Annotated in this window: 26 protein-coding genes; 17 read left to right on the forward strand and 9 right to left on the reverse strand. The window is 70.6% G+C overall.

Features of this window, described 5'->3' with window-relative positions; translation table 11 throughout:
* Positions 1-82 precede the first annotated feature (82 nt).
* Entirely contained in the window at positions 83-1,159 is a 1,077-nt protein-coding gene (locus ASC76_RS05885) for a tartrate dehydrogenase (RefSeq protein WP_056463909.1), read from the forward strand.
* Between the two features lie 36 nt (positions 1,160-1,195).
* On the opposite strand, the gene ASC76_RS05890 is transcribed toward ASC76_RS05885, so the two are convergent.
* Complete coding sequence (locus ASC76_RS05890; RefSeq protein ID WP_056463911.1) at positions 1,196-4,018, reverse strand: PAS domain-containing protein; 2,823 nt, start codon at positions 4,016-4,018, stop codon at positions 1,196-1,198.
* Between the two features lie 33 nt (positions 4,019-4,051).
* On the opposite strand from ASC76_RS05890, the gene cueR reads away from it, so the two are divergent.
* From cueR to ASC76_RS05910, 4 genes are all read left to right on the forward strand, one after another.
* Positions 4,052-4,495, forward strand: a complete 444-nt coding sequence (gene cueR / locus ASC76_RS05895; RefSeq protein WP_235580366.1) for a Cu(I)-responsive transcriptional regulator — start codon at positions 4,052-4,054, stop codon at positions 4,493-4,495.
* Between the two features lie 179 nt (positions 4,496-4,674).
* Positions 4,675-5,394, forward strand: a complete 720-nt coding sequence (locus ASC76_RS05900) for an ABC transporter ATP-binding protein (RefSeq protein ID WP_056463913.1) — start codon at positions 4,675-4,677, stop codon at positions 5,392-5,394.
* A complete protein-coding gene (locus tag ASC76_RS05905; RefSeq protein WP_056463915.1) occupies positions 5,391-7,763 on the forward strand; it encodes an ABC transporter permease in 2,373 nt (790 codons plus the stop codon). The genes ASC76_RS05900 and ASC76_RS05905 overlap by 4 nt, the downstream gene beginning before the upstream one ends.
* 1 nt (position 7,764) lies before the next feature.
* Complete coding sequence (locus tag ASC76_RS05910) at positions 7,765-8,982, forward strand: efflux RND transporter periplasmic adaptor subunit (protein ID WP_056463916.1); 1,218 nt, start codon at positions 7,765-7,767, stop codon at positions 8,980-8,982.
* Here the strand turns inward: ASC76_RS05910 and ASC76_RS05915 are convergent.
* A complete protein-coding gene (locus ASC76_RS05915) occupies positions 8,963-10,825 on the reverse strand; it encodes a bifunctional diguanylate cyclase/phosphodiesterase (protein WP_056463919.1) in 1,863 nt (620 codons plus the stop codon). The genes ASC76_RS05910 and ASC76_RS05915 overlap by 20 nt on opposite strands.
* Complete coding sequence (locus ASC76_RS05920; protein ID WP_235580367.1) at positions 10,795-11,634, reverse strand: L,D-transpeptidase; 840 nt, start codon at positions 11,632-11,634, stop codon at positions 10,795-10,797. Before ASC76_RS05920 ends, ASC76_RS05915 begins: the two co-directional genes overlap by 31 nt.
* A gap of 230 nt (positions 11,635-11,864) precedes the next feature.
* Here ASC76_RS05920 and ASC76_RS05925 point away from each other — a divergent pair, with 230 nt between their 5' ends.
* A complete protein-coding gene (locus ASC76_RS05925; RefSeq protein WP_056463920.1) occupies positions 11,865-12,521 on the forward strand; it encodes a BON domain-containing protein in 657 nt (218 codons plus the stop codon).
* 10 nt (positions 12,522-12,531) lie between these two features.
* Here ASC76_RS05925 and ASC76_RS05930 read toward each other — a convergent pair whose 3' ends face one another.
* On the reverse strand, positions 12,532-12,966 hold the full coding sequence (locus tag ASC76_RS05930; protein ID WP_056463921.1) for a universal stress protein: 435 nt from the start codon (positions 12,964-12,966) through the stop codon (positions 12,532-12,534).
* Between the two features lie 39 nt (positions 12,967-13,005).
* Positions 13,006-13,824: a Crp/Fnr family transcriptional regulator gene (locus ASC76_RS05935; protein ID WP_056463924.1), complete on the reverse strand. Its 819-nt coding sequence runs from the start codon at positions 13,822-13,824 to the stop codon at positions 13,006-13,008.
* A 346-nt stretch (positions 13,825-14,170) separates the two neighbouring features.
* On the opposite strand from ASC76_RS05935, the gene ASC76_RS05940 reads away from it, so the two are divergent.
* Together ASC76_RS05940 and ASC76_RS05945 are read left to right on the forward strand one after the other, a co-directional pair.
* Positions 14,171-14,842 (forward strand): response regulator, encoded by a 672-nt coding sequence (locus ASC76_RS05940; protein ID WP_371262086.1) that lies wholly within the window; start codon positions 14,171-14,173, stop codon positions 14,840-14,842.
* Positions 14,843-14,866: 24 nt separating this feature from the next.
* Positions 14,867-16,840: a PAS domain S-box protein gene (locus tag ASC76_RS05945; protein ID WP_056463928.1), complete on the forward strand. Its 1,974-nt coding sequence runs from the start codon at positions 14,867-14,869 to the stop codon at positions 16,838-16,840.
* Here the strand turns inward: ASC76_RS05945 and ASC76_RS05950 are convergent.
* Together ASC76_RS05950 and ASC76_RS05955 are read right to left on the reverse strand one after the other, a co-directional pair.
* Entirely contained in the window at positions 16,817-17,461 is a 645-nt protein-coding gene (locus ASC76_RS05950; protein WP_056463930.1) for an alpha/beta hydrolase, read from the reverse strand. The two genes, ASC76_RS05945 and ASC76_RS05950, sit on opposite strands and share 24 nt — an antisense overlap.
* Positions 17,462-17,471: 10 nt before the next feature.
* On the reverse strand, positions 17,472-18,713 hold the full coding sequence (locus tag ASC76_RS05955) for a glucose-1-phosphate adenylyltransferase (RefSeq protein ID WP_056463932.1): 1,242 nt from the start codon (positions 18,711-18,713) through the stop codon (positions 17,472-17,474).
* A gap of 136 nt (positions 18,714-18,849) precedes the next feature.
* Between ASC76_RS05955 and ASC76_RS05960 the strand changes: the two genes are divergently transcribed.
* From ASC76_RS05960 to ASC76_RS05970, 3 genes are all read left to right on the forward strand, one after another.
* Positions 18,850-19,842 (forward strand): zinc-dependent alcohol dehydrogenase family protein, encoded by a 993-nt coding sequence (locus ASC76_RS05960; RefSeq protein WP_056463933.1) that lies wholly within the window; start codon positions 18,850-18,852, stop codon positions 19,840-19,842.
* 106 nt (positions 19,843-19,948) lie between these two features.
* On the forward strand, positions 19,949-20,368 hold the full coding sequence (locus ASC76_RS05965; RefSeq protein ID WP_056463935.1) for an Hsp20/alpha crystallin family protein: 420 nt from the start codon (positions 19,949-19,951) through the stop codon (positions 20,366-20,368).
* 7 nt (positions 20,369-20,375) lie between these two features.
* Positions 20,376-21,203, forward strand: a complete 828-nt coding sequence (locus tag ASC76_RS05970; RefSeq protein ID WP_056463937.1) for a universal stress protein — start codon at positions 20,376-20,378, stop codon at positions 21,201-21,203.
* Positions 21,204-21,355: 152 nt separating this feature from the next.
* Here ASC76_RS05970 and ASC76_RS05975 read toward each other — a convergent pair whose 3' ends face one another.
* Entirely contained in the window at positions 21,356-21,793 is a 438-nt protein-coding gene (locus ASC76_RS05975; protein WP_056463940.1) for a universal stress protein, read from the reverse strand.
* A 315-nt stretch (positions 21,794-22,108) separates the two neighbouring features.
* Between ASC76_RS05975 and ASC76_RS25675 the strand changes: the two genes are divergently transcribed.
* From ASC76_RS25675 to ASC76_RS05990, 3 genes are read left to right on the forward strand one after another with little or no spacing between them, the layout of a single operon-like run.
* A complete protein-coding gene (locus ASC76_RS25675; protein WP_056463942.1) occupies positions 22,109-22,351 on the forward strand; it encodes a DUF2934 domain-containing protein in 243 nt (80 codons plus the stop codon).
* Positions 22,352-22,356: 5 nt separating this feature from the next.
* Positions 22,357-22,599, forward strand: coding sequence for a hypothetical protein (locus ASC76_RS05985; RefSeq protein ID WP_157615340.1), 243 nt, complete (start codon positions 22,357-22,359; stop codon positions 22,597-22,599).
* Positions 22,596-23,246, forward strand: coding sequence for a BON domain-containing protein (locus ASC76_RS05990; RefSeq protein ID WP_056463946.1), 651 nt, complete (start codon positions 22,596-22,598; stop codon positions 23,244-23,246). The genes ASC76_RS05985 and ASC76_RS05990 overlap by 4 nt, the downstream gene beginning before the upstream one ends.
* 37 nt (positions 23,247-23,283) lie before the next feature.
* Here the strand turns inward: ASC76_RS05990 and ASC76_RS05995 are convergent, their stop codons facing one another.
* On the reverse strand, positions 23,284-23,685 hold the full coding sequence (locus ASC76_RS05995; protein ID WP_056463947.1) for a hypothetical protein: 402 nt from the start codon (positions 23,683-23,685) through the stop codon (positions 23,284-23,286).
* Positions 23,686-23,755: 70 nt separating this feature from the next.
* Between ASC76_RS05995 and ASC76_RS06000 the strand changes: the two genes are divergently transcribed.
* Genes ASC76_RS06000 through ASC76_RS06010 form a run of 3 tightly spaced genes read left to right on the forward strand, consistent with a single transcriptional unit; the run spans position 23,756 to position 26,505 of the window.
* The gene (locus ASC76_RS06000) at positions 23,756-24,397 is read left to right on the forward strand and encodes an OmpW family protein (RefSeq protein ID WP_056463949.1); all 642 of its coding nucleotides are present in this window, start codon (positions 23,756-23,758) and stop codon (positions 24,395-24,397) included.
* A gap of 30 nt (positions 24,398-24,427) precedes the next feature.
* Positions 24,428-25,744 (forward strand): wax ester/triacylglycerol synthase family O-acyltransferase, encoded by a 1,317-nt coding sequence (locus tag ASC76_RS06005; RefSeq protein WP_056463951.1) that lies wholly within the window; start codon positions 24,428-24,430, stop codon positions 25,742-25,744.
* Positions 25,741-26,505, forward strand: coding sequence for a hypothetical protein (locus ASC76_RS06010; protein ID WP_157615342.1), 765 nt, complete (start codon positions 25,741-25,743; stop codon positions 26,503-26,505). Before ASC76_RS06005 ends, ASC76_RS06010 begins: the two co-directional genes overlap by 4 nt.
* Positions 26,506-26,507: the final 2 nt, after the last annotated feature.

The raw sequence follows: 26,507 nt of genomic DNA on the forward strand, positions 1-26,507 counted from the left end.
CGGCGGCGGGCCGGCGCGACACCGTGTTCGGCGGGAGCGACTAGCATTCGCTCTCCCGACACTGTCCAGCGAGGCCCGCCCGATGACCCAGCCGCTCAAGATCGCCGTGATCCCCGGAGACGGGATCGGCAAGGAAGTGATGCCCGAAGGCCTGCGGGTGCTCGAGGCGGCGGCGAAGCAGTTCGAACTCGATCTCGCGTTCACCCACATCGAGTGGGCCAGTTGCGACTACCACGCGCGGCACGGCCAGATGATGCCGGACGACTGGAAGGCCCGGCTCGAGGGCATGGACGCGATCTTCTTCGGCGCGGTCGGCTGGCCGGCCACCGTGCCCGACCACGTCTCGCTGTGGGGCTCGCTGCTGAAGTTCCGCCGCGAGTTCGACCAGTACATCAACCTGCGCCCGGTGCGCCTGTTCGAAGGCGTGCCCTGTCCGCTCGCGGGCCGCAAGGCCGGCGACATCGACTTCTTCGTCGTGCGCGAGAACACCGAGGGCGAGTACACCAACCTCGGCGGCGTGATGTACGCCGGCACCGAGCGCGAGATCGTGATCCAGGAGTCGGTGTACTCGCGCCACGGCACCGACCGGGTGCTGAAGTACGCGTTCGAGCTGGCGCAGTCGCGCCCGCGCAAGCACCTGACGGTCGCGACGAAGTCGAACGGCATCGCGATCAGCATGCCGTGGTGGGACGGCCGGGCCGATGCCGTCGCGGCCGGCTACCCGGGCGTGACAGTCGACAAGCAGCACATCGACATCCTCTCGGCGCGCTTCGTGCTGCAGCCGACGCGCTTCGACGTGGTGGTGGCGTCGAACCTGTTCGGCGACATCCTGTCCGACCTCGGCCCCGCCTGCACAGGCACGATCGGCCTGGCGCCGTCGGCCAACCTGAACCCGGAGCGCAACTTCCCGTCGCTGTTCGAGCCGGTGCACGGCTCCGCGCCGGACATCTACGGCAGGAACATCGCCAACCCGGTCGCGATGATCTGGTCGGCCGCGCTGATGCTCGACTTCCTCGGCGCGCGCGCCGCGCACGACGCGATCGTCCGGGCGATCGAGGCCGTGCTGATCGAGGGGCCGCACACGCCGGACCTGGGCGGCCAAGCGTCGACGACCGACATGGGCCGGGCGATCGCCAGCCGGATCGGCGGTCGGGCCTGAGAGGCGCTGCCTGCGACGAGGACGCGGTGGCCCGCGTCAGCGGCCGGCACGCGGAAACAACGCGACGACATCGTCGATGTCGGCAGGCTTCACCACATGGTGATCGAAACCGGCCTCGGTCGTGCGACGGCGCTGCTCCTCCTGGCCCCAGCCGGTCTGCGCGATCAGGGTCATGCCGGGGCCGCCGGGCAACTGCCGGATGCGGCGGCACAGCTCGTAGCCGTTGAGCTTGGGCATGCCGAGGTCGAGCAGCGCCACGTCCGGTGACCACTCGGCCGCCATCGCCAGCGCCTGTTCGCCGTCGTAGGCCACACGCGTCTCGTGCCCGAGGTCCTCGAGCAGCAGCGCGATCGTGTCGGCGATGTCGGTGGAGTCGTCGGCGATCAGCACGCGCAAGCGGCGTTCGCCATCGGATTGAAGCGTTGCCGGCGCCGCGGGAGCGGGCCGCTGCGCCGCGTCCGCCGGCAGCGGCAGGCGCACGCTGAACGTGCTCCCCAGGCCGAGACCGGGGCTGCGCACCGAGATCCCGCCGCCGTGCATCTCGACCAGCGCCTTGGTCAGCGCCAGGCCGATCCCCTGCCCGCCCTGGTTCCCGCCCTCGGCCTGCAGCTGGCCGAACATCTCGAAGATGCGCTCGTGGTTCTCCGGCGCGATGCCCACGCCGCTGTCGCTGACGCTCACGACGGCCGCGTCGCCGTCGCGCGCGAGCCGCACCTCGATCTGCCCCGCCCCGGGCGTGTACTTGACGGCGTTGATCAGCAGGTTCGAGAAGATCTGCGCCATCCGGGTCATGTCGCCCTCGATCGCGAGGTCGCGATCGGCCAGGTCCACCGACAGCCGGTGCCCGCCGGCCAGGACCAGCGGCTGGGCGATCTCCTGCGCATGTTCGAGCGCCTCGGCCAGGTTCACCACCTCGCGCCGCAGGCGCAGCTCGCCGCGGTTCAGCCGTGACAGGTCGAGCAGGTCGTCGAGCAGGCGCGTCATGTGGGCCACCTGCCGCTCGATGACCTCGCGGCACCAGGCCAGGCGCGGGTCGGGCACCGTGACCTGGTGCAGCGCGTGCGCGGCACTGCGGATCGGCGCCAGCGGGTTGCGCAGCTCGTGGGCCAGCGTGGCGATGAAGTTGTCCTTGCGGCGGTCGGCGTCGCGCAGGAACTGCTCGACCTTGCGGCGCTCGGTGATGTCCATCGTGATGCCGAAGTTGCGCACCGGGCGGTCGAACTCGTCGTACTCGGCCTGGCCGCGATGGGACAGCCAGGCCTCGGTGCCGTCGGGGCGACGCGTGCGGAACTCGTGGACGAACGGGCGCCGCCGCGCGATGGCCTCGGCCCGGCTGCGCACGAACTCGTCGCGATCGTCGGGGTGGATCAGCGCAGCGACGCTGTCGCGCGTGGGCACGAAGGTCTCCGGCGTCACGCCGAACAGCGCGTAGGTCTCGGGCGACCACCAGAGCCGGTCCTCGACGATGTCCAGCTCGTACGCGCCCATCTGGCCGGCGCTCATCGCCAGCCCGAGGCGCGCGCGCTCGACGCGCAGCCGCTCGTCGGCGGCGCGCTGCTCGGTCGTGTCGGCCATGATGCTGACGAGGCGGCGCGCCTCGCCCAGCGGCCCGCGCTCGGTGACCAGCCCGCGCCCGGCCAGCCACAGCACCTTGCCGTCGGGGCGCACGACCCGGTAGGCGGCGGGAAACGAATCCTGCGTCTGCGCGAGCTCGCGGTAGTGGCGCGCCGTCTCCCGGTCCTCGGGGTGGATGGCGGCGATGTACTCGTCGTCCGTGCCGCCCACATGGCCGATGCCGCCCGGCAGCGACAGACCGAACAGCGCCATGCCCTCGGCCGACCAGCGCCGGACGTTGGTGGTGTAGTCGGTCTCCCAGGAGCCCATCCGGCCGGCGTTGAGCGCGACCCGGAACTGCGACTCGCTGCGGCGCACCGACGCAAAGGCCAGCGCACGCTCGGTGACGTCCGCACCGCTGACGAAGATGCCGCTGATCCGGCCGTCCTCCTGGCGGATCGGCTGGTAGACGAAGTCGACATAGCGCTCGGGCGACGGACTGCCTGCCGCCGCCGGCGTCACGTAGGGCGCCTCGGTCGCGATGTACGGTTCGCCGGTCGCGAACACGCGGTCGAGCAGCTCGACGTAGCCCTGCCCGACCACCTCGGGCAGCGCCTGCGCCACGGTCTTGCCGAGCAGATCGCGGTCACCGATCAGCCGCCGGTAGGCCGGGTTGACGGCGACGAAGCGGTGCTGCGGGCCCTCGAGCATCGCCATGAACGTGGGCGATTGCTCGAACAGCTGCGACAGGCGGTCGCGCTCGGAGCGCAGTTGCGTCGCGAGCTGCACGTGCGCGGTCGTCTCGGTGCACACCACCAGCACGCCACCGACGCCGGAGGCGGCCTGCTCGTCGTCGATCGGGCTGTAGCTGTAGGTCCAGTAGACGTCTTCCCGGCGCCCGTTGCGGGTGATCGGAACGAGCTGGTTGACGTGCCAGGTCGCGCCGCCCCCCGACATCACCTGCTCGATCTGCGGGTCGATGATGTCCCAGATCTCGGCCCAGACCTCGCGCGCCGGACGGCCGAGCGACTGCGGGTGCCGCTCCGGCCCGATCGACTGGCGGTAGGCATCGTTGTACAGGCACGCCCGTTCCGGCCCCCACCAGATGTACATCGGATGGCCGGTGTTGAGCAACACGCGCACCATCGTCCGCAGCGTCTGCGGCCAGGCCGCCGGCGGGCCGAGCGAGGACGCCGCCCAGTCGTGAGCGCGCATCAGCGCGCCCATCTCGCCGCCGCCGGCCAGGAACGCCGGCGCCTCGACGTGGGGGTCGGGGGCGGCGGGCGGTGCGTTCCGGTCGTTCATCAATCATTCAGCATAGCCGAGAAGGCACCGCCGATGCCCCGGGGTCTAGACTTGTCCGGCAGCAGCATCCAGGGCGCGGTCATGATGAACATCGGCGAAGCGGCTAAGGCCTCGGGCGTGTCGGCCAAGATGATCCGGCACTACGAAGCACTGGGCCTGTTGCCCGAAGCGCGTCGGAGCGAGGCGGGCTACCGCCAGTACGAACCCGCCGGCGTGCACACGCTGCGTTTCATCCGCCATGCGCGCGACCTGGGCTTCTCGCTGTCGGAGATCGCGCAGCTCGTGAGCCTGTGGCAGGACCGGAAGCGGCCGAGCCGCCAGGTCAAGGCGCTGGCCGAGGCGCACATCAGGGACCTGAAGCAGAAGGCGGCGGAAATCCTCGCGATGAAGGTCGCGCTCGAGCACCTCGTTCGCTGCTGCCGCGGCGACGACCGGCCGGACTGCCCGATCCTGGACGGCCTGGCGGCGCCGCGTTGACGCCGGTCAATGCGGCGGCCCGGCTTGTTCATACGATGAGCGCAACTCGTTGAACGGCGGTGCGCGCCTCGTGGCGCGCACCGCCCACTCGCCATGTGCTTCTCTGCCTCCGCGCGCCTGTCGGCCGGCCGCCTGCGCGCACCTGACCGCCGCGCCCGCGCTGCCCTGTCGCGCCCGGCATGAACGATCCCACCCACGCCCGGGTCTTCGAGGTGCGCGGGCTGACCAAGACCTACCGCACCGGCGAGGTCGAGGTGCAGGCGCTGCGCGACGTCGATCTCGATGTCGCGCGCGGCGAATTCATCGTGCTGCTCGGCCCGTCGGGCAGCGGCAAGTCGACGCTGCTGAACATCCTCGGCGGCCTGGACGTGCCGAGCGCCGGACGGGTCAGCTTCGGCGGCCAGGACCTGAGCGCCGCGACCGAGTCGGAGCTGACGGCGTTCCGGCGCCGCCATGTCGGCTTCGTGTTCCAGTTCTACAACCTGATCCCGAGCCTGACGGTGCGCGAGAACGTCCAGCTCGTCACCGACATCGCCGACAACCCGATGCCGGCCGACGAAGCGATCGACCGGGTCGGCCTGACGCCGCGCCGCGATCACTTCCCGGCCCAGCTCTCCGGCGGCGAGCAGCAGCGGGTCGCGATCGCCCGGGCCATCGTCAAGCGACCCGACGTGCTGCTGTGCGACGAGCCGACCGGCGCGCTCGACTACCAGACCGGCAAGCTCGTGCTCGAGGTCATCGCCCACATCAACGAGGAGCTCGGCACGACCGCGATCGTCATCACCCACAACGCGGCGATCGCCGGCATGGCCGATCGCGTCGTGTACCTCGGCGATGGGCGCATCCAGCGCGTGGTGGCGAATGCGCACCGGGTCAAGCCGGCGGAGCTGTCCTGGTGAAGGCGCTCGACCGCAAGCTGCTGCGCGACCTGCGCCTGATGTGGAGCCAGGCGCTGACGATCGCGCTGGTCGTCGGCAGCGGCATCGGCGGGTTCGTCACCAGCCTGTCGGCCGTGGATTCGCTCGCGCTGGCCCGCGATCGCTTCTACGCGCAGGGCCGCTTCGCCGACGTGTTCGCCGCGGTCAAGCGCGCGCCCAACAGCCTGGTCGAGGTGCTGCGCGAGGTGCCCGGCGTCGCCGACGTGCAGGCCACGCTGGAGGAGGTCGTGCGGATCGAGATCCCGGGCCTGTCCGACCCGGTCATCGGCCAGCTGATCGGCATCGACCGCCGCGTCGCGCCGCGCATGAACCGCGTGACCGTGAGCCGCGGCCGCGCGCTCGACAGCGGCGACGCCGCGCGCACCGACGGCAGCCTCGAGGCGCTCGTGTCGGAGGGCTTCGCGCAGGCGCACGGCCTGGTCCCGGGGGCGCGCCTGTCGGCGCTGGTCAACGGCCGGCAACGCGAGCTCGTCATCGTCGGCACCGCGCTGTCGCCCGAATTCATCTTCGCCGGCCTGTGGGGCATGCCGGACACGCGCGGCTTCGGCGTGTTCTGGCTGGACCGCGACGCGCTGGCCGGCGCCTACGACATGCAGGGCGCGTTCAACCGCGTCGCGCTGAAGCTCGCACCCGGCGCGTCCGAACCCGCGGCGATCGCGGCGGTCTCGCGCGTGCTCTCCCGCTACGGCGGCCGGGAGGCGCACGGCCGCACGGAGCAGACCTCCCACGCGATGCTGGACAACGAGATCAAGGAGCAGCGCGTGCTGGGCACGCTGCTGCCGGCGATCTTCCTCGGCGTCGCGGCGTTCCTGCTCAACGTCGTGGTCTCGCGCCTGGTGGCGACCCAGCGCGAGCAGATCGCCGCGCTCAAGGCGCTCGGCTACCCGAACCGCTCGATCGGGCTGCACTACCTGAAGTTCGTGCTGCTGATCGTGGCGGTCGGCCTGATGCTGGGGATCGGGCTCGGCGACTGGCTCGGCACCTTGCTGACCGGCCTCTATGCCGAGCTGTTCCGCTTCCCGACCTTCGAGCACCGGATCGCGCCCTGGCTGGTCGTCGTGAGTGCGGCCATCACGATCGCGACCGCGGTCGTGGGCACGCTGAACGCGATCTTCGCGACAGTGCGGCTGCCGCCGGCCGAGGCGATGCGCCCGCCGGCACCGGCGCACTACCGCCACACGCTGCTCGAGACGCTCGGCGTGCGGCGGATCGCCCCGGCCACGCGGATGATCCTGCGCAACATGGAGCGGCAGCCGTGGCGCACGGCATTGTCGATCGCCGGCGTCGCGGCGGCCGTCGCGATCGTGATGCTCGGCAACTTCTTTCGCGACGCGATCGACGTCGTCGTCGACTCGCAGTTCAACCTGAGCCTGCGCGGCGACGTGACGGTCTGGACGGCCGAACCGGTTGACGATGCGGTGCGCCACGAACTGGCCCGGCTGCCGGGCGTGACGCAGGTCGAGTCGACCCGGTTCGTGGCGGTCAACTTCGTCCACGGCCACCGCCGGGAGCGCAGCATGATCCGCGGCTACGCGGGCCGCGCCGAGCTGTACCGCGTCATCGACGTGGACCTGCGCGCGACGCTGCTGGAGGGACGGGGCCTGGTGCTCACGGATCGCCTGGCGGACAAGCTCGGATTGCACGTGGGCGACACCGTACGCGTCGAGGTGCTCGAAGGCCGCGAGCGCGTCCTCGAGCTGCCGGTGCGCGCGACGGTGCGCGAGATGATGGGTCTGAACGCCTACATGGACCGCCGCGAGCTCGACCGGCTGCTCGGCGACGGCGACGTCTCGACCGGATTCGTCCTGGCCGCGCAGCGCGGCGGCGAAGTCCGCGTGCTCGAGGCCAGCAAGGCGCTGCCGCGCATCGCCGGCGCGTGGAGCAAGGCCACCATGCTGCGCAACATGGAGGAGATCAGCGCGCGCAACGTGCGCATCATGAGCACGATCCTCAGTGCGTTCGCGAGCGTCATCGCGGTCGGCGTGGTCTACAACAACGCCCGCATCGCGCTCGCCGAGCGCGCCTGGGAGTTGGCGAGCCTGCGGGTGCTGGGCTTCACGCGCGCAGAAGTCTCGGCGCTGCTGATGGGCGAGCTGGCGATCGTGGTCGCGGTCGCGCTGCCGCTGGGCATGCTGCTCGGCTGGGGGATCACCCACCTGATCACCGAACTGCTGCGCTCCGACCAGTTCTTCTTTCCGGCGGTGCTGCGCGCGCGCACCTGCGCCTGGGCGGCCCTGTGCGTGGTCGCGGCCGGTACCGCCAGTGCGCTGGTGGTGCGCCGGCGCATCGACCGGCTCGACATGGTGTCGGCATTGAAGACGAGGGAGTGAGATGAAGAAAACCACAGGGGTCACCCTCGGCGTCGGCGTCGTGCTGGCCGTGGCCGCCACCGCCTGGGCGCTGGCGCCCCGCCCGATCGAGGTGGAGGTCGCGCAGGTCACGACCGGGCGATTCGAGGCCACGATCGACGAAGACGGCAAAACTCGCCTGCGCGACCGCTATGTCGTCTCGGCACCGCTGGCGGGCCAGCTCGCACGCATCGCGCTGCGCGAGGGCGACCCTGTCAATGCCGACACGGTCGTCGCGACGCTTATGCCCGCCCTGCCGGCCATGACGGACGAACGCACGCTGCGCGAGCAGCAGTTGCGGGTCGAGGTCGCCGAGGCGCAGGTGCGGCGCGTGAACGCCCGCGTCGAGGGCGCGCAGGTCGCGCTCGCACAGGCGACGAACGAGTTGCGTCGCAGCCAGCAACTCGCCGGCGACGGCTTCGTGTCGCCGACCAAGCTCGACACCGATCGCCTGGCGGTGCAGGCCGCGCAGAAGGACCTGGACGCGGCGCGCGAGGAACGCCACGTCGCCGGCCACGAGCTGGAACAGGCCGCCGCCGCGCTGATGGCCGTGCGGGCAGGCGCGGGCGCGCGCGACCGGGCCTTCGCGGTGCGCGCCCCGATCGCCGGGCGCGTGCTGCGCGTCGTGCAGCCGAGCGAGACGACCGTGGTCCTCGGGGCGCCCCTGGTCGAGATCGGCGACACCCGCGCGCTCGAGGTCGTCGCCGAGCTGCTGACCACCGATGCGCTGCGGGCCACGCCCGGCACCCGGGTCCGGATCGAACGCTGGGGCGGGGATGGCCTGCTCGACGGCCGCGTGCGCCTGGTCGAGCCGTCGGCGTTCACCAAGGTCTCGGCGCTCGGCGTGGAGGAGCAGCGGGTCAAGGTGCTGATCGACATCACCAGCCCGCCGACGCAGTGGGCCGCGCTCGGCGACGGCTTTCGGGTCGGCGTGCGCATCGTCACGACCGAGGTCGCCAACGCCGTGAAGGTGCCGGTCAGCGCGGTGTTCCCGACGCCGCAAGGGGACGACGGCCACCCTGGCGGCATGGCGGCGTTCGTGCTGGACCAGGGCCACGCCCGCCTGGTCGGGATCCGCGTCGGCGAACGCAATGCCACCGAGGCGTCGATCCGCGACGGGCTGGCCCCGGGGGCCAGCGTGATCGTCTACCCGCCTCCGGGCGTGAAGGACGGCTCGCGGGTCAAGGCCCGCGCCGTGTAAGCCCGCGGACGGCGGCCGGCGCGCCCCGCAGCAGCGCGGTCACCGACTCGGCGCTCATCGGCGCGCCCAGCGCGAAGCCCTGGACCTCGTCGCAACCGTGGGCACGCAGGAAGGACAGGTCGCTGTCGAGTTCGATCCCTTCGGCGACCACCCGCACCCCGAGCGCGTGCGCCATCGAGATCATCGCGGCGACGATGGCACGGCTGTCCGCGTCGTCGCGCAGGCCCTCGACGAACATCTTGTCGATCTTCAGCGTGTCGACCGGCAGGTGCTTGAGCATGCTCAGCGACGAGTAACCGGTGCCGAAATCGTCGATCGCGATCAGCACCCCGAGCGCACGCAGCGCGTGCAGCACCTCGCCGCTGCGGTCCACCGACTGCAGCACGGTCTCGGTGATCTCGATCTCGATCACGCCGCCACACGGCAACAGGCGGTTCGCCGCGAGCGTGGCGCGCGTCAGCTCCACCAGGTGGTCGTGCAGCACGTGGCGACCGGACACGTTGACCGCCACGCGCACCGGCTGCAGCCCGAGCGCGAGCCAGGCGCTCGCCTGCGCGCAGGCCTGTTGCAGCACCCACTCGTCGATGGCATTGATGAGGTCGCTTTCCTCGGCGATCGGAATGAAGCGGTCCGGCAGCAGCAAGCCCTGCTGCGGATGCTGCCAGCGCAGCAGCGCCTCGACGCCGACGCACCGCCCCGTCGTCGCGTCGAACTGCGGCTGGTAGAGCAGCCGCAGCTCGTCGCGCGCGATGGCCGATCGCAGGCCCGACTCCATCGACAGCCTTTCCAGCGCGCGTTCGGTGATCTCGCGCGTGAAGAACTCGAAGGTGTTGCGCCCGCGGTCCTTGGCCCGGTACATCGCGGCATCGGCCGCCTTCGTCAGCGCATCGATCGATTCGCCGTCGTCCGGGAACAGCGCGATGCCCACGCTCGCCGAGACGACCACCTCGCGCCCGGCCAGCATCAGCGGTCGCGACACCGCGGCGATGATCTTCTGCGCGAAGGCAGCGACGACCCCGCCCTGTTCGAAATCCTCGAGCACGACGGTGAACTCGTCACCGCCGAGCCGGGCCACCAGATCTTCGCTGCGCACGGTCGAGCGCAGGCGCCGCGCCACTTCGACCAGCACGGTGTCGCCTGCGGCATGCCCCATCGAATCGTTGATCCGCTTGAAGCGATCCAGGTCGATGAAGAGCAACCCCACCCTGCGGCCATGGCGCCGCGCCCGGTCGATGCTTTGTTGCAGGTGTCCGGAAAACAGCAGCCGGTTCGGCAGGTCGGTGAGCGAGTCGTGATGCGCCAGGTGCGACAGCTGCTGCTCCGCCCGCTTGATCGGCGTGATGTCGGACAGCATCGCGACGAAGTTCGTCAACTTTCCGCATTCGTCCCGCACCGAGCTGATGTTCTCCCACGCGGGGTAGATCTCGCCGGACTTGCGGCGGTTCCAGATCTCGCCCTGCCACTGGCCCGTGGTCAGCAGGCTGTGCCAGATCTGCTGGTAGTACCGCTTGTCGTGGCGACCCGAATGCTGCAGGCCGGGGCGCTTGCCGATCGCGTCGCACGCGTCGAAGCCGGTGATCGACGTGAACGCGGGGTTCACGGCCAGGATCACGCCGTCGGCATCGGTGACGATGATCCCCTCGTTCGTGTTCTCGAAGACCGCCCAGGCCTGGAGCGACGCGACCCGGGCGCGCTGCCGCGCCGCCGCGCCGCGCGAGGCGAAGTGCCGCCGCAGGCGCCGCAGCAACGTCGGCACGCCGAAGACGGCGGCCACCCCGATGGCCGCCGCCAGCAACGGTCTGCGCCACGCGTTCAGCGCGATGCTCCTCGCGGCATCGCCCACTCCGGCCGCTCGGTCGCGCCCGAGTCGACAATCACCAGATAGCGACCGGGCCAGGGCACCGGCGCCCTGTCGGCGCGCAAGACCCACTGGGGGCTTCCCGACGCGACCGCCTCGTCGTAAGCCGCATCGAGGATCCCGCGGTGATCCAGAAGCCTGTTCAACGACGCCGGGATCCGGATGCAGCCCTTGGACATCGCCTGGCCGAGCCGCGGCTCGAGCAGGTCGGGGTCGGTCGCGTGCATCTGCAGCCGCATCGGGCTGCGTCCGCCCCCGCCCCAGCCACGTTCCGCGTCGACCCAGCCGAAATCGAACACGCGCATCCCGCGCATGCCGTAGCCGCGGATGTGGTTCTCGTTGTAGGTGCCTTCCGCGCGGAAGTCCGGGTTGGCCGGGCCGTGCTCGAAGACGCCGACGGGGGTACGGAAGTGATCGAACGCCCCGACCCGCCCGGTCGAAATCAGGGACCCACCGAGCCACTCCCACCGGCCCGTCGGATCACGGAGCAGCACGAAGAGGGACTGCACATGATCGTTCCGGTCGGCCAGCAACACGGCCTGCGGTGCCAGCGTGGCGAGGCGGTCCGCGCCGAGCGCCTCGTCCAGCGACTGCTCGTAGCGGGCGCGGGCCTGCAGTGGCGGGTCCACCCGAGCGCTGACCGTGCGGCTGAACGCGTCGCGGAGTTCGGCGATCGGATCGCCGGCGGCATCCTGCGACCGTGCGACCGCGGACAACAGGGCGAGCGCCAACCCGAGCGCCAGGCGCGCGAACCCCGTGTCGGCGCGAACATCCCGCGCGCTCCCGATCGCCATCTCGACTCCATGCTGTTGGCACCCTCGCCAATGATTGTTTGCCTTCACACGGCAGCCCTCTTGATGCACGTCAACGCGGGGGCCCCGGGGGCGCCGCGCGGGATCGGGCGCCGTTGATGGGGCTCAATTCGCGCCCGGGTGCTTCGATCACCATCGTCGGACACGGGCCGCCATCGGCGCAGCGCGCTCGCGCCACACGATCGACGCGCCGCCGTACCGAAGGACAGGACATGAAGACAGACGTGCAGTTGAAGAAGGACGTGACGGCCGAACTCGATTGGGACCCGTCGATCAACGCCACCCGGGTCGGTGTCGCGGTCAAGGACGGTGTGGTCACGCTGACCGGGCACCTCGACACCTATGCCGAGAAGTACGCTGCCGAGAAGGCGACGCAGCGGGTGCAGGGCGTCAAGGGCATCGCGGTGGAGATCGACGTCACGCTCGATCCGAGCCACCAGCGCAGCGACACCGAGATCGCCGCCGCCATCGAGGCGGCCTTCAAGTGGAGTGCCCTGGTGCCTGCCGACCGCATCCAGATCATGGTCGAGAAGGGCTGGGTCACGCTCCGGGGCGACGTCAGCTGGGAGTACCAGCGGCGCGAAGCGGAGCGAGCGGTGCGACCGCTGATGGGCGTGGTGGGCGTGAGCAACGGCATCACGCTGAAGCCGGGCGTCGTTCAAGCCAACGTGGCCCACCGGATCCGCGAGGCGCTGGTGCGCCACGCGGAAGAGGCGGCCCGGGGCATCGAGGTCAAGGTCGCCGGCGCGTCGGTCACCCTCAGGGGATCGGTGGCTTCCTGGAGCGACGTGAGCGCCGCCTCGTCGGCCGCGTGGGCCGCACCCGGGGTCACCAGCGTGATGAACGAACTCAAGGTGCAGCCGTCCTGACACGGCGGCGCTACGGCACCAGCAGGACAGGATGACCGGCCAGGCACAGGACGCGCTGTGCCACCGAGCCGGGCACCAGGCTCCCGCCGCCGACGGCATCGCTTCCGTGTGCGCCCATCACGATCAGGTCGACCCCCTGCGTGGTCGCCGCGCGCACGATCTCCTGCGCCGGTGGGCCTTCGAGGGCCAGCATGCCGTGCAGCGACACGCCGCATCCAAGTGCGCGCGATTCCGCCTCCTGCAACAACCGGTGCTGCGCGCGCCGCTGCGCGGCCTTGAAAGCGTCGCGGTGCTCCGCCGGCATCTCGCCCGCGGAGGGCGCGCTGCCGAGCACGTTGACCAGCACGATCTTCAGCGGCACGCCGCGCCGCGTCCATTGGCCCAATGACTCGATCGGCTTCAACGACTGCGCGGAGCCGTCGACCGCGACGAGCAGCTTCAGCATGGTCACCCTCCTCCGGTCATTCCAGCCCCGCGCGCGGTCTCACGCGGCGCGCCGGGCCGCGCAGGTCAGTTCCTTGCGGCTCGCGTCGTCGATCTGGCGGCGCGTGCCCAGCGAGAAGTGCCGCAACTGTTCCATGTCGACGATCCGCACTTCGCGGTTGGCGACGGCCACCAGCCCCCAGGCGGCCAGCGCGGTGAACGAGCGACTGACCGTCTCGTGCGCGACCCCGAGGTAGCTGCCGATGTCCCGGCGCGTCATGCGCAGCACGAAGCGGCTCGGCGACTGCCCGGACTCGAGCATCCGGTGCGACAGGTTGAGCAGGAAGCGCGCGAGGCGCACTTCGGCCGCGACCGCCGCCATCACGTCGGCGATCTCCCCTTGCCGCACCAGCGCCTCGCTGACGGCGCGGTGGATCACGCGCGCCAGCACCGGGCAGGTGTCCAGGCGACCCTGCAGGCCCTGCACGCCGAGCACGAACACGCTGGAGTCCTCCAGCGCGATCGCCTCGGTCGGGTGGGCCGCGGCGCAGACCGCGTCGAAGCCGAGCACTTCCGCCTTGCCGAAGAACCCGAGCACCTGTTCGTAGCCGTCCAGACCCGTGTGCAGGGTCTTGAACGTGCCGCTGCGGACGAAGTAGATCGAATGGGCCGGCAGCCCCTCGCGGAACAACGCCTCGCCGGTGCCCACGCGACGGATCAGGAGGGGGATGTCGGGGACCGCGCGCTCCTCGGTGTTCACGCACATCAGGCGCAGGAGATCGGCGAGCGCGCTGCGCCCGTCCGATGCGCCATCGGGGGGCGGCAGCAGCTTGATGTGGCGGCCCGGGGACGGGTCGGCGATGGCGCGGAGTGGGTTCATAGCAGGTCCGACGGAGTGGCATTCGTTCGATGGCCCGAGAATGGCACCCGGGCGTCGCGACGCCAATCGGAAGGCCAGCGCACTTGGCCCCGAGATGCGCCGACGGCCCTTCCGGACTTCGTTCTGTTCCGTTCAGGCTTTTCCGAACGCCTGCCCGCTTCCCGATGACGGCAGACCCGAATTTTCCCGGGTGACGCCGGCGGGGAACGTCCCTAAGCTTTGAATGTTGATCTTTGTCAACTGAGCGAGTGATTCCGCACGTCGCCGCCGTGTCTGGCGGCCCTACCCTCGGCCCATGGACGCGTATGTATCACTCAACCCCCCGCGATCCGGCCGCCCGCGTTCATTGCTGCTGGTCGACGACCACACCATCGTCCGCGAAGGCATCAAGCGCATCCTCGAGCCGCTCGCGGACTGGGTGGTCACCGAAGCGGCGACCGCCTTCCAGGCGCTCGACCGCCTGCGGCAGACGCCGTTCTCGCTGGCGATCGTGGACCTGTCCATGCCGGGGATGCCCGGGCTCGAACTCATCCGCCGGATGAAAGCCGCCTATCCGACGATGGCCGTGATGGTGCTGAGCATGCACGCCGAGGAGCAGTACGCGATGCGTGCGTTCAAGGCCGGCGCGAACGGTTACCTGACCAAGGACAGCGCCGCCTCCGAACTCGCGGCGGCGGTCGCCAAAGTCGCCGATGGCGGGTCCTATGTGACGGCCAGCCTGGCCGAGCGACTGGTGCAGCAACTCAGCGGCGTGGCGCGCGCGCCGCGTCACAGCACCTTGTCGGACCGCGAGCTCGATGTGATGCACCGGATCGTCGCCGGCGAGCGCCTGACCGATATCGCGGAGGCGCTGCACCTGTCGGTCAAGACCGTCAGCACCCACAAGAGCCGGATTCTCGAGAAGCTGCAGCTCCCGAACTCGGCTTCCCTGATCCGCTACGGGCTCGAGAACGATCTGGGGTCCGAGGATTCGGGATTCGGAGCGTCCGCCCGGTCGACGCCCGACGGCGACACCTGACGGTCGACCGTCACCGCCCCGTTCATGCTCGACAAGCGCCACCTGCCCGTCCGACGTCACGCGCAGGTGCGTGGGGTCGCGACGCGCAGCAGAGGCGGGGCGACGCTCGCGCGCAATCACGCGCTGATCCACGACATCGTCGGCTCGGCGAGCGTGGGCATCATCACCACGGACTCGCGGCAGCGGATCCTCACCGTCAACCCCGCCGCCTGCGCGATGTTCGGCTACCCGGCCGATGAGCTCCTGCAGAGCCCGTTGGCGCGCCTGATGCCGGAGCGCCACCGCGCGGGCCACGAATCGGATGTGCAGCGCTTCGGCCTCGAAGGCCCCGCACCGCGCCAGATGGGCCGCGAGCGCGACGTCATGGCGCTGCGCGCCGATGGCACGGAGTTTCCGGTCGATGTCGCGATCTCGCGCGTGAAGATAGGCAGCGAGCACGTTTTCACCGCGGTGCTGCGGGACATCTCCGATCGTCGGCATGCCGAAGAGGCGTTGCGCCAGAGCGAGGCGTCACTGCGGCGCCTGCTGCAGGCACTTCCCGAGGCCGTGCTCGTCATCCGCCACGACCGCATCGCCTTCGTCAACCGTGCCGCCGAGCTGCTGCTGGCGCGTGACGAACCGCATCTGCTGCAAGCCGAGTTGCTCGCGCTGGTCCACCCGCGCTCGGCCGACCTGGTGCGCTCGCACCTGCTGAAGCCGGAAGACCAGACACCCGCGGCGCCGGTCATGCGCATTGAGCTCCTGCGCCCGGACGGCGCGGTGCGCGTCGTGGAGGCCGCCTCGACTCGCTTCGAGGAACAGGTGCAGGGCGCGATCGTGCTGGTGCTGCGCGACACCACCGAGTTGGCGCAGGCCCGGCAGGCCCTGGCGGAATCGCACGCCACCTTGCGCCGGCTGATCGCCGCGCAGGACCGGGTGCAGGAAAACGAGCGCAGGCGCATCGCCCGCGAACTGCACGACGACCTGCAGCAGGCACTCGCCGCGATCCGCATCGACATCACCGCGGCCGCGAACCGCATCGCGCCGAGCCTGCCCGACGTGGCGCATCTGCTGCAGGAGACGGGCGAGCTGGCCGGCACCGCGATGGAATCGACGCGCCGGATCATCAACGACCTGCGGCCGCAGATGCTCGAGGACCTGGGGTTGATCGATGCGCTCGAGGCGCTGCTTTCGCAGTTCCGCCGGCGCTTCCGGATCGAATGCGTCTTCGGCGGAACCGACGACGGCCCGCCCTCCTCGCCGCTGCCCTCCGCGCTGGCCACCTGCCTGTATCGCACGGCGCAGGAGGCGCTCGGCAACGTGGCCAAGCACGCCCATGCCGGCCGGGTCGAGGTGACCTACCGGCGCGCCCACGACGGCGAGATCCTGCTGCGGATCCGCGACGACGGCCGCGGCACGGCGACCGCGGTGCCGCGCCATCCCGCCTCGTTCGGCATCCTGGGGATGCAGGAACGGGTGCTGGCGGTCGGCGGGACGCTGACCGTCACGAGCACGCCGGGCATCGGCACCACGGTCGACGTGTTCGTGGCCGGCCCGTCCGAGACGCGCACGGCCGGTCCGGCGCCGTTGCTGCTTGCGCCGGCAGCGACCCCGACGCCGACGCACCTGTTGCCCGCGATCATCGAGGCACTCGGCGGCAACGTCGCGCTGATCGACAGGACGGGCACGATCTCGCTGGTCAATCGGGCGTGGTGCGCGTTCGCCGCGCAGGGCGGCGACCCGGAGATGCGCGGTTGCGGGCCTGGCGTCAACTACCTGGACGTGTGTCGGCGCAGCGCGGCCAGCGATCCGCTGGCCCGGGTCGCACTGCGCGGCATGACCGACGTGCTGGACGGCCGGGCGCCCGACTTTTCGATGGAGTACCCGTGCAACTCGCCCACGCAGGCCCTCTGGTTTCGCATGCACATCGCACCGATCGATGCGCGCAACTTCCTGGTCACGCACGTGAACCTGGATCGGATGCGCGGCAGTGCGTCAGGCGGCATGGCCGCCGTGTAGGTGCGACTCGAACCAGCTGGCCGACAGCGCGGCCACGCTGTCGATCGCGCCGGGGCCTTCGAGCGTTCGGGACAGGCCCGGCAGGATCTCGAAGCGGCGCACGCAGTGCAGTTGCCGGTAGGCGACCCGGTTGACCTCGATCAGGTGCCGATCCTCGGAACCGACGACGAACAGCGTCGCGGCCTCCAGTTCCGACAGGCAGTCGAGCGCATGGTCCGGGCGACCGGCATGGAACACCAGCCCGGCGACCTGGTCCGAGCGCACCGCCGCCGCGATCACCGCTGCGGCGACGCCCGAGCCGGCGGCCGACAAGCCCTTGGCCAGGTCGCGCGTCGACCGGTGCGCCACCGTCCAGTCGAGCACGTCGGCGATCCGGCGGCCGGCGCGATCCTGATCGACCGGCCACCCCGCGTCGGACGGCCCGAAGCGCGCCGGGAACCTGAACGTCGCGATGCCGCGCTGGCGACAGGCCCTCGCAATGCCTTCGGAGAGGTCGTCACGCGACCCGCTGGCGCCGCCGGGCAGGATGACGACCAGCGACCGGGCGCCCTCGGGAATCGACAGCAGCCCGCGCCACCCGGGCGGGCCCGGTGGCTTCGGTCCGTTCCGCAGCACGACCATGCCGGGCCGCCTACGATCCTGCCGCGAGCATGCGCGCCGTCACCAGCGTGATTCCCTCCGCGGTGACCGTGAATCGGGCGCGGTCCTCGCCGGGATGGATGCCGATCCGGATGCCGTCGGGCAGGACGCAGCCCTCGTCGACGATCACGCGTCGCAGAACGACCTGGCGCCCGAGAGTCACCCCCGGCAGCACGACCGACTCCTCGATCATGCTGCGTTCGCCGATCGCGAAGCCCGGGTAGAGCACCGAGCGGCGCACGTGGCCGCCGCGCACCACGCCCCCGCCGTACAACAGCGAGTCCTCGACCGTGCCGCCTTGGCCGCGGTCGTCGGGCACCCAACGCGCGCCGGCCAGCGGCGCGACATCGCCGCGGACCGGCCAGGCGGGATCGACGAGGTCCAGGCGCGGCGCCGACCCCAGCAGGTCCATGTGGGCCGACCAGTACGCGCCGGGCGAGCCGATGTCGCGCCAATAGCCCGCGAAGCCATGCCCGAACACGCGGCAGCGCGCCACCAGCGCCGGCAGCAGATCGCGCCCGAAGTCGTGAGACGACTGCGGGTCCGCGGCATCGCGCGCCAGTTCGCGCCAGAGCAGTTCCGCGCGGAAGACGTAGACGCCCATGCTCGCGACCGTCCAGCCGGGCGTGCCGGCCGTCGACTCCGCCCGACCCGGCTTCTCGCAGAACGCCCGCACCCGGCCGTCCTCGTCGCGCCGGACGACCCCGAACTCGCACGCGCGATCGACCGGCACATCGACGCAGCCCACGGTCACGTCGGCGTCGCGGCGGACGTGTTCGTCGAGCATTGCGCGGTAGTCCATCTTGTAGAGGTGGTCGCCTGCCAGAACGACGACCCGTTCCGGCGCGTTGGCGCGCAGGATCTCGGCGTTCTGGTGAACCGCGTCGGCGGTGCCGCGGTAGCCGCCGTCGTCGGACTCTCGCGCGGTGAAGACCTCGACCGAATCGGCCTGGAACGGGGACGGGAACGTCCAGGCCCGGGCGATGTGCCGCGTCAGCGTGTGCGATTGGTACTGGGCCAGGACCCTGACGTGCCGCAGCCCCGAGTTGAAGCAGTTGCTGAGCGTGAAGTCGATGAGCCTCGACGAGCCGCCGAACGGAACCGCGGGCTTGGCGCGCATGTCGGTGAGCTCGCGCAGCCGGGTTCCGCGCCCGCCGGCAAGCACCACGGTGCAGGCCGACGACAGCAGGGCATCCCGCGTCTGGGCGGAGGGACCGAAAAGGGCGGGTCTCATGGGCAGGCCTTCGATGAGAGCGACGATGGTCCGACAGGCGGGTGCGCAACCCATTGAGCAAACGCAACAAGCGCGGCACCCCGACGCCGATGCTCTGCCCGGAGGCCGCCGCCCGACGGCCACGGAAAGGCCGTGCATGCAGGCGATGGTGCTGAACCGGATCGGCGAGCCGCTGAAGTGGACCGAGCTGCCCGACAAGGTGCCCGGGGCCGGGGAGATTCGCGTCCGCGTGGAGGCCTGCGGCGTCTGCCGCACCGACCTGCACCTGATCGACGGCGAACTCGCCGACCCGACGCTGCCGGTCATTCCGGGCCACGAGATCGTCGGCCGTGTCGCCGCGATCGGCACCGGCGTCGAGGGCCTCGCGCTCGGCGACCGGGTCGGCGTGCCGTGGCTGGGGCACACGTGCGGCACCTGCCCCTACTGCGCCGCGCAGCGCGAGAACCTTTGCGACCATCCGACCTTCACCGGCTACACGCGCGACGGCGGCTATGCCACCGCGGTCGTCGCGGATGCGCGCTACGCCTTCGCGCTGCGGGGTGGCGCGGCGCAACGGCCGGCCGCGTCGCTGGCACCGCTGATGTGCGCCGGCCTGATCGGCTGGCGGGCGTTGAAGCTGGCCGGGCCGGGCCGGCGCCTCGGGCTCTACGGCTTCGGTGCCGCCGCACACCTCGTCGCGCAGGTCGCGGCCTGGCAAGGGCGCACCGTCTGCGCGTTCACCCGCGCCGGCGACGTCGAGTCCCAGGCCTTCGCGCGCGAGTTGCAGGTCGACTGGGCCGGCCACGCAGGCGACGCGCCGCCGTGGCCGCTGGACGCCGCGATCATCTTCGCCCCGGCCGGCGAGCTGGTCCCAGTGGCATTGCACGCGGTGGCCAAGGGCGGCCGCGTGGTGTGCGCCGGCATCCACATGAGCGACATCCCCGCCTTCCCCTACGAACTGCTGTGGGGCGAGCGCCAGCTGCTGTCGGTGGCGAACCTGACCCGCGCGGACGGCGCCGAGTTTCTCGAACTCGCCGCCCGCATCGGGCTCGTCGCCAGGACGACCGACTATGCCCTGGCGGATGCGAACCGGGCGCTGGCGGATCTGTGTGCCGGCCGCGTCCAGGGCGCCGCGGTGCTGATCCCTTGATCAGCCTCAATCCCGATCGGGATCGGCTTCCTAGACTGATCGAAGCCGAGGTCATGGGACCGGCACCGATTGTTCCCGTCACACCAACCTGTCCAAGGAGAGACTCATGAGCGCATTGACCCGCCTCGATCCGATCGATCGCATGTTCCCCGAACTGTTCCGCCGCTGGGGCCTGTCCACGCGCATCACCGACGAGGCCCCCGGCGAGATCCGCATCGACGTGACGGAAAAGGACAAGGCCTACGAGGTCCGCGCCGAGATCCCGGGCGCGAAGAAGGAAGACATCCGCATCAACGTCGACGGAAACTTCGTGTCGATCTCGGCCGACGTGAAGCGCGAACACGAGGAGAAATCCGCCGGTCGCGTGGTGCTGAAGGAGACGTACCACGGCAGCGCGTCACGCGCGTTCTCGCTGGCGCACGAGATCGACTCGCGCAATGTCGTCGCCAAGCTGGAAGACGGCGTCCTCAAGCTCGAGCTGCCGAAGCGCGAAGGCGGTGGCAGCAAGGCCATCGCGATCCAGTGAGACGCGCATGACCCAAGGCAGCCTGCTCGTCCTGCTCGACCGGTCCAAGGAGAACGCCGCGCGCGTGCAGTGTGCGGTCCGGCTCGCCGCGCTTCTCGACTGGCACCTGGTCGGTCTGGCGGCGACCGACCTGCGCGATCTGCGCAAGGTGCCGCCGCTGGCCGACTCGCTCGGCGCGACGGCGTCGCGCGTCTGGGACCGGCTCCGGGATCAGGCCGAGCGCCCCGTGGACCAGTTCCGCGATGCCTGCCGTGCGGCGAGCATCGCGTCGTTCGAGGCGCACATCGAGGAAGCCGACAAGCTGGCCGCGGTGCTGGGCCACGCGCGCTGCAGTGACCTGGTCGTGCTGACCCAGAGCGAGGCGACGGCGGGCGACACGTTGGTCGAGGATGTCGTGCTGCACAGCCCGCGGCCGACGCTGGTGCTGCCGCGGGCGGGTCATCACGGAGCGTTGGGCGAGCGCATCCTGGTCGCCTGGAACGACACGCGCGAAGCGGCCCGCGCCGCGTCGGACGCGCTGCCGCTGCTGCGGCGCGCGCAGCGTGTCGAGCTGGTGCAGTGGATCGACGACGCCGAGCACACGGATCCGCACGGGCTGCCGCCCCTGGCCGCGCCGACCGCCTGGCTGGCGCGTCACGGCGTGCAGGTGCATGCGGATGTCGTCCTCGCCGGCGGCGACGTCGCCCGCGCGTTGCGCGAGCGGGTGGCGACCTCCCAGGCCGATCTGGTCGTGATGGGGGCCTACGGCCATGCGCGCTGGGCCGAGGCGGTGCTGGGCGGCGCCACCCGCGCCCTGCTCGGCGCGGCGCCGGTGCCGCTTCTGATGTCGCACTGACGGCCGCGTCGCCGGCGCGTTCAATCCGAATACGACAACATCCAGACGACACCCAGGGCGACCAGCGCCGCCAGCGTCCCCACCGTCAACACGATCGCCAGCGCGATCCAGACGCCGTGCGGCCAGGCCTTCGCCATGCTGCCGAACCGATGTCAGTGCCAGACCAGCACCGGCACCCGCGAGTGCGTGGTCACGCGCTGGGTCTGACTGCCCATCAGCACGCGATCCAGGCCGCGGCGCCCGTGCGAGGCCATGACGATCAGGTCGCACGCGTGCTGGTGCGCGGTGTCGAGAATCGCCTGGTCGACGTCGTCGCTGACGGCGCGCAACGTGGTGCACGGCACGCCCATCTCGTCCGCGGACTTGCGGACGAAAGCGAGGTGCCGATCGGCGGCCGCCTGGCTGTCGCGATCGAACTCCTCGCGCGTGTCCTCCAGCATGTCGGTCCGGTAGGTGAGCACCTGGAAATGCGGCGTGACATGCAGCCCGGTGACGCGTGCGCCAAGTGCGCGCGCGAGCTCGATGCCTTTCAGCACCGCGCCTTCGGACAAGGGGGAACCATCGGTGGGAACCAGGATGTGCTTGAACATGGAAGCCTCTGTGGATCGTTGATCGACACGATCACGGTAGCGCCCGCGCCGCCTCGATCGTTGAGCAGGCTCAAGGCCGGTGGATGCCGGGCCGGCCGCCGCGTTCCTCGGATTCCTGCAGCGCGAGATCGGCACCCGGCCGGTCTGGGTCTGCCCGATCGCCGCACTGGGCCCAAACGAAGAATGCGTCCTGCGTCTGTGACGGACGCCGCGACCATCGCTTCTCTTGAGCGCGCTCAAGCGCGATCCGAGTCCGTGCGCTACCTTGAAACGACGCCGCGCACGACGCGGCATTTCACCCCACGGAGGCAAGACATGCAGCTTCACACGACGGCCTCAGGGCCGACCCCCAAGCACGCGACCAAGCGGCGCGCCGCGCCGTCGCGCATTCACGCGGCCCCCGATCCGCTGCCGGAGGACGAGGCCGTCACCCGCGACCGGGTGATCCGCGAGACGGCGTACGGCTTCTACGAGGCCCGCGGCCGGGTCGACGGCCACGCGCTGGACGATTGGTTCGAAGCCGAGGCCGCGGTCGATCGACCCGCGGACCCGGTGTGATCGCCATGAGCACGCCGCCCGGAAACGGCTCGCTGAAGACCTGCGACATCGGGCAGCTCGAAGCGCTGTTCGCATCGTCGCCGGATGACCGCGACGTGCTCGGCGACCTGCAGGAGGAGTTGCGCTACCGACGGACGCCGCGCGCGCTCGCCCTGCTCACCCGCATCCAGTCGACGTTCCCGCGCGAACCGAAGGTGCAGGTGACGACCCGCAGGCCGGCGAGCATGACCCGAGGAGACCTCCGATGAAGACGGATGCGGAGATCAAGCGTGACATCACCGGGGAACTGGCCTGGGATCCCGAGATCAACGCCGAGCACGTGGGCGTGTCGGTCGGCGACGGCGTGGCCACGATCAGCGGACACGTCGACACCCACGCCGAGCGGCACGCCATCTTGCGGGCGGTGCAGCGGATCCCCGATGTCAAGGCGTGCGCGCTCGAGCTCGATGTCCGTCTGGCACCCGGCCACCAGCGCAACGACACCGACATCGCCCGCGATGCCGAACACGCCCTGCGGTGCAACGCCGCGATACCGGCCGATGCGATCGCGCTGACGGTCGATCAGGGCTGCGTGGTGCTGCGCGGCGAAGTCGAATGGCAGTTCCAGCGCCGTGCCGCCGAGACGGCCATCCGTCCGTTGATCGGCGTCGTCTCGGTATCCAACGAGATCGCCTTGCGCCCGCGTGCGAATGAAACCGCCATCTCCACGAGGATCGAGAAGGCGCTGACCCGCCAGGCCATCCGCGAGTCCAGGCGCATCCGCGTCAGCGTCGATGGCGGCACCGTCCGACTGACCGGGAACGTCCACTCGTGGCAGGAACGCGAAGCCGCCCAGGGCGTCGCCTGGAAGGCACCGGGGGTGCGTGCCGTGATCGACGAATTGACCGTCGGATAACGACGCGGGCAAGGCGTGCTGCGGTGGTCCGGCGCGGTCAATCCTGCCGATTGAGCGCCGCATGCCGCGCAGCGAGGGCCTTCTCCATGCCTTTGCGCATGGCGAATTTCAGTGCCTCCTCACCGGTTTGCCACCGGTGCCCGCAACACAGGGCCTCGTCCTGAAAGATCGGGTCGGGCGACTGCCGCTGGTCTCCCACGCGGTCCACCACGACCGCGCCGATGAAGCCATCGCCGAACGGGCCTTCGATGGCGCCCGCGAATATCCGGTAGTTTCCAAAGTTGTACTCGTCAAAGATCATCCGACACTCCGATGCGCGATCGGGACGAGTGTGCGTCTGCGCCAGATCCGCCGACTTGAGCCTGCTCAGCGGCGCGTCGATCTCATCGCTCGACGACCCATCGCCCTCTCGACCTGCGCACTGCCTGAGCAGGCTCAATCGACGCGGTGTCCGACTGGCGAGACTCTCGAGGGTCGGAAACGGTGCCACAGGCAAAGGGAGACATCTGATGCAAGCTGGATTTCAAAACTTCGTCGCTTTCTTCGCAGCCCTGCTCGCCGCGGCGGGAGCCGCGGCACAGGTCAATGTCGTCAAGTTGGGCGTCTCGGAGTACACGACGCACTCGCGGACCAACGGCATCACGGGCGTCGGCGTGCCGCCCGGCGCAGACGCCGAGACCGGCAATGCCACGACGATCATCCTGACTTACGAGCGCATGCTGACGCCGGAAATCGGCGCCGAGTTCGTGATCGGTCTGCCGCCGAAGATCAAGGCGAACGCCACCGGCTCGGTGGCCTTCCTCGGCGACAACGTGCTGTCGGCGCGAAACGTCACGCCCACGCTGTTCGTGAACTACCACTTCGGCGCCCCGGGCGACATCTGGCGCCCTTACCTCGGCGCGGGCGTCAATTACACCAAGTTCGTGCGCATCGAATCGAAGCTCGCGTCGGACGTGACGATGAGCGATTCGACCGGCTGGGCCGCGCAGGCCGGCATCGATTACGCACTCAATCGCGAGTGGGGCCTGTTCGCCAGCGTGGCGGCCTTGCGGGTGAAGAGCAACGTGGTCGCCTCCGGCGCGACCGTTCTGCGCACCACGATCGACTTCCGCCCGATCGTGTACTCGTTCGGCGCTGTCTACCGGTTCTGAAAACCACCGCCTGCGTACCGGACCACCGTCATGGCGCTGCATCCGATGAGTCCGCTGGATGCGGCCTGGTTCCACATGGACGGACCGGCGAATCGCGCCATGGTGACCGGCCTGCTGCTGACGACGAAGCCGCTGGACTTCGTGCAAGTGCGCGCGCAGATCGGGCAGCGCATCACCGCGTTCGAGCGGTTCCGCCAGCGGGTCGTCGAGCGCGGGCTGGCGGTGCCCGTGCCGTACTGGCAGGATGTCGAGCCCTTCGATCCCGACCTGCACCTGCACCACGTGGCGCTGCCCGCGCCGCGGAACGCAAAGGCGCTCACGGCGTTCATCGCCGACATCGCCAGCACGCGGCTCGATCCCGCGCAACCGCTGTGGCAGGTCCATCTCGTCGAACGGGTGGACCGCGGCAGCGCCCTGGTGATGCGGCTGCATCACTGCCTCGCAGACGGCACGGCGATGATGGGCGTGATGAGCCGGCTGTTCGACCCCGTGCCGACGTCCCGGCGCCGCGCGGCCCCCGTGTCGGCCGGTCTCGCTCGCCCGCAGCCGGCGCCTGCGGCGTCGATGGTCGACCACGCGGTGCAGCTGGTTGCCGGCGCCGGCATGCTGTTGCAGGAGCTGCTGAAGCAGGACGATCCGCCGTCCCCTCTGAAGGGCGAGTTCGGCCCGCGCCAGCAGGTGGGCTGGTCAAGGCCGGTGGCCATCGCCGATGTCAAGGCGATCGGCGCGCGCCACGGCGCGAAGGTGAACGACGTGCTCGTCGCCTGCTTCACCGGCGCCCTGCGCGGGTACCTGCGGCGGCGCGGCGTCGATGTGGATCACACCACGGTCCGTGCGATGGTGCCGGTCGACCTGCGCAGCGCGGAGCGCATCGGCGAGCTCGGCAATGAGTTCGGGCTGGTGATCCTCGATCTGGCCGTGACGAGTTCGCGGCGCGCCCAGCGGCTGGCGTTGACGAAGGCGCGGATGGACGCGCTCAAGCACTCGGCCGAGCCGGTCGCGATGAAGCTGCTGCTGGACCTCTTCGGGCGGACGCCGAAGGTCGTCGAGGACGCCGCCACCGATCTGTTCGGCGCCAAGGCCAGCCTCGTGATGACCAACGTGGCGGGTCCGCGCGAGACGCTCTCCCTGGCGGGCGTGCCGGTGGATCGCGCCATGTTCTGGGTGCCGCACCCCGGGCGCCAGCTCGGCCTGGGCGCCAGCATCCTGAGCTACGCGGGCACGGCCACGATGGCGGTGATCTCCGACGCGCACCTGGTGCCCGACCCCGAGGAGATCACCCGTCGGTTCGACCGCGAGTTCGAGGCCATGGCGCGCGACCCGGAAGCGACGACCACCACGGCATGAGTGCCGCCGCCTCCGTCATCCTCGCGGACCTGCAGATCGTCTCGGCCGCCCGTGCCGAACGCGCGACCGATCGGGTGCTGGGTGCGTGTGTCGCGGGTCTGCAGGCCTTTCAGCAGCGCCGCTTCGCGGTCACCTACGCCGACCTCCTGTCGAGCGCGCGCTACGGCCGCGCGGCGCGCTTCTTCCTGGAGCAGCTGTACGGTCCCGCGGATTTCAGCGACCGGGATGCCCAGTTCGCGCGCGTCGTGCCGGCGCTCGTGCGCCTGTTTCCTGCCGAGGTCGTGCGCGCCGTCGTCGTCCTGTCGGATCTGCACGCGCTGACCGAGGTGCTGGACACGGCGATGGCCCGGCACGCGTCGAGCGCCGACTGGACACCGCATCGGTACGCGCTCGCATGGCAGCAGACGGGGCGCCGTGCCGACCGCGAGACCCAGATCGCCTCGACGGTGCTGCTGGCCACCCAGCTCGATGCCTTGACCCGCAACCAGGTCATTCGACGCAGCCTGTGGCTGATGCGACTGCCCGCGCGCGCCACCGGGCTGGGCGGCCTGCAGCGCTTCCTGGAAGCCGGCTTCGACGCCTTCAGCGCCATGGACGGCGCGCAGGAACTGATTCGCCTGATCGATTCGCGGGAGCGCGCCTTTGCCGAGGCGCTTTTCGCGCTCGACCCGGCCGACGCGGCGCTGCTGGCGTGGTTCGGGAGAAGCGGCGAAGCGAAGAGGATTGAGTCGGCTCAAGACGGCCGGATTGCCGCCGTCTAGGC

The sequence above is a fragment of the Rhizobacter sp. Root404 genome, assembly GCF_001425865.1.
In the GTDB taxonomy this organism is placed as follows: Bacteria; Pseudomonadota; Gammaproteobacteria; order Burkholderiales; family Burkholderiaceae_C; genus LMDS01.

Coding starts and splice junctions, on each gene's coding strand:
- ASC76_RS05985 (WP_157615340.1), top strand. CDS start 22,357: ATGAGCACGCCGCCCGGAAACGGCTCGCTGAAGACCTGCGACATCGGG.
- ASC76_RS06010 (WP_157615342.1), top strand. CDS start 25,741: ATGAGTGCCGCCGCCTCCGTCATCCTCGCGGACCTGCAGATCGTCTCG.
- ASC76_RS05900 (WP_056463913.1), top strand. CDS start 4,675: ATGAACGATCCCACCCACGCCCGGGTCTTCGAGGTGCGCGGGCTGACC.
- ASC76_RS06005 (WP_056463951.1), top strand. CDS start 24,428: ATGGCGCTGCATCCGATGAGTCCGCTGGATGCGGCCTGGTTCCACATG.
- ASC76_RS05955 (WP_056463932.1), bottom strand. CDS start 18,713: ATGAGACCCGCCCTTTTCGGTCCCTCCGCCCAGACGCGGGATGCCCTG.
- ASC76_RS05935 (WP_056463924.1), bottom strand. CDS start 13,824: ATGAACCCACTCCGCGCCATCGCCGACCCGTCCCCGGGCCGCCACATC.
- ASC76_RS25675 (WP_056463942.1), top strand. CDS start 22,109: ATGCAGCTTCACACGACGGCCTCAGGGCCGACCCCCAAGCACGCGACC.
- ASC76_RS05885 (WP_056463909.1), top strand. CDS start 83: ATGACCCAGCCGCTCAAGATCGCCGTGATCCCCGGAGACGGGATCGGC.
- ASC76_RS05920 (WP_235580367.1), bottom strand. CDS start 11,634: ATGGCGATCGGGAGCGCGCGGGATGTTCGCGCCGACACGGGGTTCGCG.
- ASC76_RS06000 (WP_056463949.1), top strand. CDS start 23,756: ATGCAAGCTGGATTTCAAAACTTCGTCGCTTTCTTCGCAGCCCTGCTC.
- ASC76_RS05990 (WP_056463946.1), top strand. CDS start 22,596: ATGAAGACGGATGCGGAGATCAAGCGTGACATCACCGGGGAACTGGCC.
- ASC76_RS05910 (WP_056463916.1), top strand. CDS start 7,765: ATGAAGAAAACCACAGGGGTCACCCTCGGCGTCGGCGTCGTGCTGGCC.
- ASC76_RS05960 (WP_056463933.1), top strand. CDS start 18,850: ATGCAGGCGATGGTGCTGAACCGGATCGGCGAGCCGCTGAAGTGGACC.
- ASC76_RS05950 (WP_056463930.1), bottom strand. CDS start 17,461: ATGGTCGTGCTGCGGAACGGACCGAAGCCACCGGGCCCGCCCGGGTGG.
- ASC76_RS05930 (WP_056463921.1), bottom strand. CDS start 12,966: ATGCTGAAGCTGCTCGTCGCGGTCGACGGCTCCGCGCAGTCGTTGAAG.
- ASC76_RS05925 (WP_056463920.1), top strand. CDS start 11,865: ATGAAGACAGACGTGCAGTTGAAGAAGGACGTGACGGCCGAACTCGAT.
- ASC76_RS05975 (WP_056463940.1), bottom strand. CDS start 21,793: ATGTTCAAGCACATCCTGGTTCCCACCGATGGTTCCCCCTTGTCCGAA.
- ASC76_RS05945 (WP_056463928.1), top strand. CDS start 14,867: ATGCTCGACAAGCGCCACCTGCCCGTCCGACGTCACGCGCAGGTGCGT.
- cueR (WP_235580366.1), top strand. CDS start 4,052: ATGCCCCGGGGTCTAGACTTGTCCGGCAGCAGCATCCAGGGCGCGGTC.
- ASC76_RS05890 (WP_056463911.1), bottom strand. CDS start 4,018: ATGAACGACCGGAACGCACCGCCCGCCGCCCCCGACCCCCACGTCGAG.
- ASC76_RS05965 (WP_056463935.1), top strand. CDS start 19,949: ATGAGCGCATTGACCCGCCTCGATCCGATCGATCGCATGTTCCCCGAA.
- ASC76_RS05970 (WP_056463937.1), top strand. CDS start 20,376: ATGACCCAAGGCAGCCTGCTCGTCCTGCTCGACCGGTCCAAGGAGAAC.